Source organism: uncultured Romboutsia sp., from assembly GCF_958366745.1.
Taxonomy (GTDB): Bacteria; Bacillota; Clostridia; order Peptostreptococcales; family Peptostreptococcaceae; genus Romboutsia; species Romboutsia timonensis.
Genome location: NZ_CATXCO010000121.1, coordinates 1 through 7,127 on the forward strand (window position 1 = coordinate 1; position 7,127 = coordinate 7,127).

Consider the following 7,127-nt stretch of genomic DNA (forward strand, 5'->3'; position numbering starts at 1 on the left):
TTATATATAATAGCCTCAGAAAATAACTGATGTTATTTTCTTGCAAAGTAGAGTTGTATTTGGTATTATTATATATATAAATATAGTTCCTTAAAATAAGGGGGTAGTATTTGCAATGGAAAATAACAATTTTGGACAAGTAAAAATATCTAATGATGTAGTTGCTACAATAGCAGGTCTTGCGGCTTTAGAAGTAGAAGGTGTAGAGACTAATACAACATTTACAGATAAAATACTTAAAAACAATGGTGTAAAGATACAAATAGAAGAAGAGGAAGTTAGCTTAGACGTAATGGTTATGATAGATTATGGTGTATCTATACCAGAGATAGCTTTAAAAATTCAAGAAAATGTAAAAAATACTGTTGAGACAATGACAGGTCTTAAAGTTTCTCAAGTAAATATACATGTTCAAGGAATCAGCTTTAAAAAAGAAAAAGCTGAAAAAGAAGAAGCTAAACAATCTAAAAAAAGTTAATAAAAAACCTCTGAAAAATCAGAGGTTTTTTTATTGTTTAATATGTGCATAATAAACTTGAAGGAGGATTACAACTAATGAAAAGTGATAAGGCGAGAAAAGTAACTAGTAGAGAATATATTATGAAATTAATATATCAAATAGAAATGAATAAAGAGGATATAGAAAATATAGAGGAAAGATTAGATATATTTTTAAATGATAACCTTGAATATATAATAAATAGATATGAAGAACTTAGATTACAATACTCAAATAACCCAAATATAGAATTAGATAACATAGAATTAGATGATGCGGTAGATAGAGAATATATGAATATCATATGTAAAAATTTAAAAGAAAATAAAGATAAGATAGACGAATTAATAAATAAATATGCAAAGAACTGGTCAGTAAATAGAATGCCTAAGGTAGATCTATCTATACTAAGACTTGCTATATGTGAACTAGTATTTATAGAAGAAATACCAAGTAAAGTTTCTATAAATGAAGCTATAGAATTAGCTAAGCTTTACTGTGATGACAAAGCTCCTAAGTTTATAAATGGAATATTAGGTAGTGTTGTAAATGAATTTGAAACAAAATAATATAATAATTGGAATTGATACTAGCTGCTATACAACTTCTATAGCAGCTATATCTTTAGAAAAAAGCATTATTTTAAATGAAAAAATAATGTTAAATGTTAAAGAAAATTCAAATGGATTAAGGCAAAGTGAGGGAGTATTTCAACATATAAATAACTTAGGAGAACTTAGCGAAAAATTAAACTCTCTACATGATAATTATAATATAGTAGGAGTTTGTGTATCAAAAAAGCCGAGACCAATAGAAAATTCCTATATGCCAGTATTTACAGTAGGTTATAACTTTGGGAAATTTATGGCTAATTCATTGAATTGTAAATTTTATGAAACTACTCACCAAGAAAATCATATTGAAGCTAGTTTACTAAATAGTAAAATAGCTAACAGAGATAGATTTTTATCTGTACATATGTCAGGTGGAACAACAGAGATACTACTGTTAAATAGAAATAAAAATTCTATTGAATACAATATAGAAATAGTTGGGGGTACAAAAGATATAAGCTTTGGTCAACTTATAGACAGAATAGGTGTTAAATTAGGATACAGATTTCCAGCAGGTAAGTATATAGATAAAAATGCCATATCTTGTGAAAGAAAGATTTTAAATGGACTTAAAACTTCAGTAAAAGATGGATATATGAATTTATCAGGACTTGAAAATCAAATAAATAAGATAATAGATTCCGAGGATTGTAAATATATATCTAAATTGCTTCTAGATGCGGTAGTTAGAAATATGTATAAGTCTTTAATTTATATAAGTAAGTTGTACAATATAAATGAAGTAGTATTTTGTGGAGGAGTTGCAGCAAGTGAGTATGTACGTACTAATTTAAGTATAAAATTAAGAAGAAAGAAGATATATTCACACTTTACAAAGTCAGAGTACTCAACAGATAATGCATGTGGATGTGCTATAATAGGGGTTGATAAATATGAAATTGAGAGCTTTAGAAATAAGTGAAGTTAACTCATATATAAAGAGAGTATTAACTAATGATGCAATTTTATATAACTTAAAGGTAAAAGGAGAAATATCAAACTTTAAGGTACATGGTAGTGGTAATGTTTATTTATCTTTAAAGGATGAAAAATCTAAGATAAATTGTGTTATATTTAAGAGCAATTATAATAAGGATTTACAAGTAGATAACGGTTCAAAGGTAATAGCTCATGGATATATATCACTTTATGAAAGAGATGGATCATATCAATTATATATAAATGATATTGAAATTGAAGGTTTAGGTGATTTATATATTGAATTCAATAAACTTAAAGAGCAATTATCTAAAGAAGGTTTATTTGATGTTAAATATAAAAAGACTATACCCAAAATACCTAAATCTATAGGAGTTATTACATCTGAAACAGGAGCAGTCATAAGAGATATTATTAATGTTATTAAAAGAAGATATCCAAAAGTAAATATAAAACTATATCCAGTTAAGGTACAAGGACAGCAATCAAAATACGATATATGTGAGGGTATTAAATTTTTTAATAAGGAAAAAAATGTAGATACAATTATAGTTGGTAGAGGTGGAGGTTCTATAGAAGAACTTTGGTCATTTAATGAAGAAATGGTAGCTAGAGAAGTTTTTAATTCTAAAATACCAATTATATCTGCAGTAGGACATGAAACAGATTTTACTATATGTGACTTTGTAGCAGATATGAGAGCTCCAACACCATCAGCCGCGGCTGAAATAGCTACTCCAAATTTAGTTGATTTAGAATATAAAATTGATAATATAAAAAACAGGCTTACTAGGTCAATGATGAACCAAGTTAATTTTGATAAGAATAGAATTGATTATGTGTTTGAAAAGATAAATAACTACTTAAAATTATACACAATAAAAGATAAAATAACACAAATAGACAAGATATATGATAAAATAAATTTTGAAATAGAAAATACTATAGGTATAGAAAGAGAAAGATTAAAAAATATAGGAATAATATTACATAACTTAAGTCCTTTGGCCACATTAGACAGAGGCTATAGTATAGTTCATAAAAATAATGAGATTGTAAATAGTATAGAAAATATTAAATTAAAAGAAATTTTAGATATAAAATTAAAAGATGGAAATATAAAGTGTAGCGTAGAAAGTATAGAAGGTAAAGAGGTGTAAATATGAATTTGACATATGAAGAAGCCTATAATAAGCTAGAATCTATTTTAGAAAGATTAGAATCTAAAAATACTAGTTTAGATGAATCACTTAGTTTATATGAAGAAGGTATAAAGCTTTATAAACATTGTAATAAACTTTTAGAAAATGCAGAACTTAAAATAAGTAAATTTAGTCAGTTAGGTATAGAAGAAGATTTTAATATTATGGAGGAATAATTATGGAATTTAAACAAACCTTAAAACAAAGAGCAAATCAAGTTGAGAGTTTATTAAAAGAATATATGCCATCTGAAGAAGGTTACCAAAAAACTATAATGGAGTCTATGAATTATAGTCTAAGTGCAGGTGGAAAAAGATTAAGACCGATACTAACAATGGAGGCTTGTAAAGTAGTAGGTGGAAATGTAGAAGATGCCATACCTTTTGCTATGGCAATCGAAATGATACATACATATTCACTTATACATGATGACTTGCCAGCACTAGATAATGATGATTTAAGAAGAGGTAAAAAAACAAATCATATAGTATATGGAGAAGATATGGCAATACTTGCTGGAGATGCTCTTTTAAACTATGCTTTTGAGGTTATGTTATCAAATTCAATAGACAAAGAAAATCCAAATAAATATTTAAAGGCTATTAATGAAATTGCCAAAACTTCTGGTATATATGGTATGATAGGTGGACAAGTTGTTGATATTCAAAGTGAAAATAAACAAATATCAAAAGAAATGTTAGACTATATACATAATAATAAAACTGCAGCTATAATAATTGGATGTATGAGAGCAGGAGCTATAATAGGTGATGCTACACAAGAACAATTAGAAAAAATAACTAAGTATGCAAAAAACATAGGTTTATCATTTCAAATCGTAGATGATATATTAGATATAGTAGGAGATGAATCTAAATTGGGCAAAAAAGTAGGAAGTGATATAGAAAATCACAAATCTACATATCCATCATTAATTGGTTTAGATGAATCAAAGAATATAGCATATGAATTAATACAAGAAGCTAAAGAAAGTATAAATTCAATAAATAAAGAAACTAAGTTTTTAAGTGATTTAGCAGATTATATAATAGACAGAGAGTATTAAGGAGGAAAAATGAACTTTTTTTCGCAAATTTTTAGTAATAAAGTCCTAGGAATAAGTATGTTTGCTTGTTTTCTAGCACAATTTATTAAAATATTTACAGGCAAAGAAAAATTTATACAATTTTCAAGACTGTTTACTTCAGGAGGAATGCCTAGTTCACATAGTTCTTTTGTAACAAGTTTAGCTACATTAGTTGGAATTGAAAGAGGATTTAACTCCACAGATTTTGCAATAGTAACTGTATTTGCGTTAATAATAATGTATGATGCTTCTGGAGTTAGAAGAGCTGTTGGTAAACAAGCAACTATATTAAATAAAATATTAGATGATCTTCATCATAAAAAACATATAGAACAAAAAAGACTAAAAGAATTAATAGGACATACTCCAAAAGAAGTTTTATTTGGAGCAATATTAGGTATACTAACAGCTATAGTTTTTGTATAAATTGAAAAGATATATAGCATATGATATAATTTTTTATGTTTTATTTTGTTATAAAATTAATGTGTCTAAGTCAATACTAAGATATATTAACTTTTAAAGTTTATTAAAACTATGCAAAGAAAGAGTCTTCTCATAGAAGACTTTTTTAGATAATAAAAATTATAACTTATAATATTAAATTTATATTATTTTATAAACTACATGTAATAATTAAATAATAGTTTGAAATGTATATTATGAGTATAAAATTTTTAATTAAATTAATTGTTCAAATAAGAAGATTTTTAGATAAAAGTGTGAATAAAATTTGGTCAATAAAAGGTGAATGAATATGTACAAATATTTAGACAAAGTAAATTCTCCACAAGACATAAAAAACATGACTGTAGATGAATTAGATTTACTAGCAAAAGATATAAGAAAGTTTTTAGTTAGATCTGTATCGCAAACAGGCGGACATTTAGCATCTAATTTAGGTGTGGTAGAATTAACTTTAGCATTACATAAGGTATTTGACAGTCCTAAAGATAAAATTGTATGGGATGTTGGCCATCAATCTTATGTACATAAAATTATTACAGGTAGAAAAGATAACTTCAAAAATCTTAGACAATTTAATGGAATGAGCGGTTTTCCTAAAGAATGTGAATGTGAACATGATATATTTGACACAGGTCATAGTAGTACATCTATATCAGTAGCTCAAGGGCTTGCTTGTGCTAGAGATATAAAAAAAGAAGAAAGTGATGTTATAGCAGTAATAGGTGATGGGTCTATAACTGGAGGAATGGCACTTGAGGCATTAAATCATGTAGGATATACAAATACTGATATGATTATAATTTTAAATGACAATGAAATGTCTATAGATAAAAATGTTGGTGGAATGTCTAGATACTTATCTGGCATAATAAGAAATTCTACTGTTAATAAGGTAAAAGATGAAGTAGAAAAGATATTACAAGTATCTCCAGGAGGTAACATAATATCTAAAACAGCAAATAAGGTTAAGGATAGTATTATTAGTAAATTTATACCCCAAGAATGTTCTTTCTTTGAATCTATAGGGATAAAATATTATGGTCCAGTAGATGGTCATAACACTAAAGAAATTATAGAAGCTTTAAATAAAGCTAAATCTAAAAAAGGACCAGTACTATTACATGTAATAACTAAAAAAGGTAAGGGATATAGATATGCAGAAGAACAACCAGACAAATACCATGGTGTATCGAAGTTTGATATAAAAAGTGGTATAAAAGGTTCTAATGCTGTGTCAATATCTAATCAAGTTGGTCAAAAGCTTAGTGAAATGGCAAATAAAAATGAAAATATAGTTGCAATAACTGCAGCTATGCCATCTGGAACAGGACTTAATATATTTGAAAAAAATCATCCTAATAGATACTATGATGTTGGAATAGCAGAACAGCATGCTACTACATTTGCTGCAGGGCTAGCTAAAAATGGTATGAAACCTTATTTTGCAGTATATTCATCATTTTTACAAAGAGCATATGATCAAATTATACATGATGTTTGCATAACAAGTAAGCCGGTAACATTTTTAATAGATAGGGCAGGTATTGTTGGTAATGATGGAGAAACACATCATGGGATGTTTGATTTAAGTTACTTAAATAATGTACCTAATATAACTGTAATGGCACCAAAGGATAGCAAAGAGTTAGATTTAATGTTAGAATTATCTTTAAACATAGACTCGCCAGTTGCGATTAGGTACCCAAGAGGAAATAGTTACTATTTAGAGACGGGGTCTTATGAGCCTATAAATTTAGGTAGATATGAAATATTATCTCAAGGAAAAGGTATAGTCATATTAGCTATTGGAAGTATGGTAAAAAATGCATTAGAAGCAAGAGAAATACTATTAGAAGAAGGAATAAATCCAACTATAGTTAATGCTAGATTTTTAAAACCTATAGATAAAGAATTATTAGATAGACTATTTAAAGATCATAAAAAAGTAGTAACTATAGAAGATAATGTGATAACTGGTGGATTTTCAACTAATATAAATAAATTTATTATAGACAATAAATATGATATAGATATAATTAATATAGCTTTACCGGAAGAATTCATACCTCATGGAAGTGTGGATGAAATATATAATAGTGTAGGATTATCACCAATTAAAATAGCAGAGAAAATAAAAAGTTTATAAACTAGAAAGGTAAATTTATGAAGAAGAGGATAGATTTATTATTAGTCGAAAAAGGCTACTTTGAAAGCAGAGAAAGAGCTAAAAAGGCTATAATGGCAGGCGTTGTATTTGTAAATAATCAAAGATGTGATAAGGCTGGTGTAGATGTTGATGAAGATGCAGATATACTAGT

The 7,127-nt window shown here is 27.0% G+C and carries 9 protein-coding genes; all 9 read left to right on the forward strand.

The features are described 5' to 3' along the window. The first annotated feature begins 115 nt into the window (after positions 1-115). Positions 116-478 carry an Asp23/Gls24 family envelope stress response protein gene (locus Q5F54_RS08715; RefSeq protein ID WP_071119680.1) on the forward strand — a complete coding sequence of 121 codons (363 nt, stop codon included), beginning with the start codon at positions 116-118 and terminating at the stop codon, positions 476-478. Positions 479-555: 77 nt separating this feature from the next. After that, entirely contained in the window at positions 556-1,068 is a 513-nt protein-coding gene (gene nusB, locus Q5F54_RS08720) for a transcription antitermination factor NusB (RefSeq protein WP_071119681.1), read from the forward strand. Then, complete coding sequence (locus Q5F54_RS08725; protein WP_281538934.1) at positions 1,049-2,035, forward strand: O-sialoglycoprotein endopeptidase; 987 nt, start codon at positions 1,049-1,051, stop codon at positions 2,033-2,035. Before nusB ends, Q5F54_RS08725 begins: the two co-directional genes overlap by 20 nt. Beyond that, positions 2,007-3,212: an exodeoxyribonuclease VII large subunit gene (gene xseA, locus Q5F54_RS08730; protein WP_281538935.1), complete on the forward strand. Its 1,206-nt coding sequence runs from the start codon at positions 2,007-2,009 to the stop codon at positions 3,210-3,212. The genes Q5F54_RS08725 and xseA overlap by 29 nt, the downstream gene beginning before the upstream one ends. A gap of 2 nt (positions 3,213-3,214) precedes the next feature. Beyond that, on the forward strand, positions 3,215-3,430 hold the full coding sequence (gene xseB / locus Q5F54_RS08735; protein WP_180702026.1) for an exodeoxyribonuclease VII small subunit: 216 nt from the start codon (positions 3,215-3,217) through the stop codon (positions 3,428-3,430). Positions 3,431-3,432: 2 nt separating this feature from the next. Next, positions 3,433-4,320, forward strand: a complete 888-nt coding sequence (locus Q5F54_RS08740; RefSeq protein ID WP_071119685.1) for a polyprenyl synthetase family protein — start codon at positions 3,433-3,435, stop codon at positions 4,318-4,320. Positions 4,321-4,329: 9 nt separating this feature from the next. Further along, complete coding sequence (locus Q5F54_RS08745) at positions 4,330-4,767, forward strand: divergent PAP2 family protein (protein WP_071119686.1); 438 nt, start codon at positions 4,330-4,332, stop codon at positions 4,765-4,767. 331 nt (positions 4,768-5,098) lie between these two features. Further along, positions 5,099-6,955: a 1-deoxy-D-xylulose-5-phosphate synthase gene (dxs, locus tag Q5F54_RS08750; protein ID WP_281538936.1), complete on the forward strand. Its 1,857-nt coding sequence runs from the start codon at positions 5,099-5,101 to the stop codon at positions 6,953-6,955. Between the two features lie 17 nt (positions 6,956-6,972). Continuing rightward, positions 6,973-7,127, forward strand: a 155-nt coding sequence (locus Q5F54_RS08755; RefSeq protein WP_302334253.1) for a S4 domain-containing protein, incomplete at its 3' end; no start/stop codon positions are given.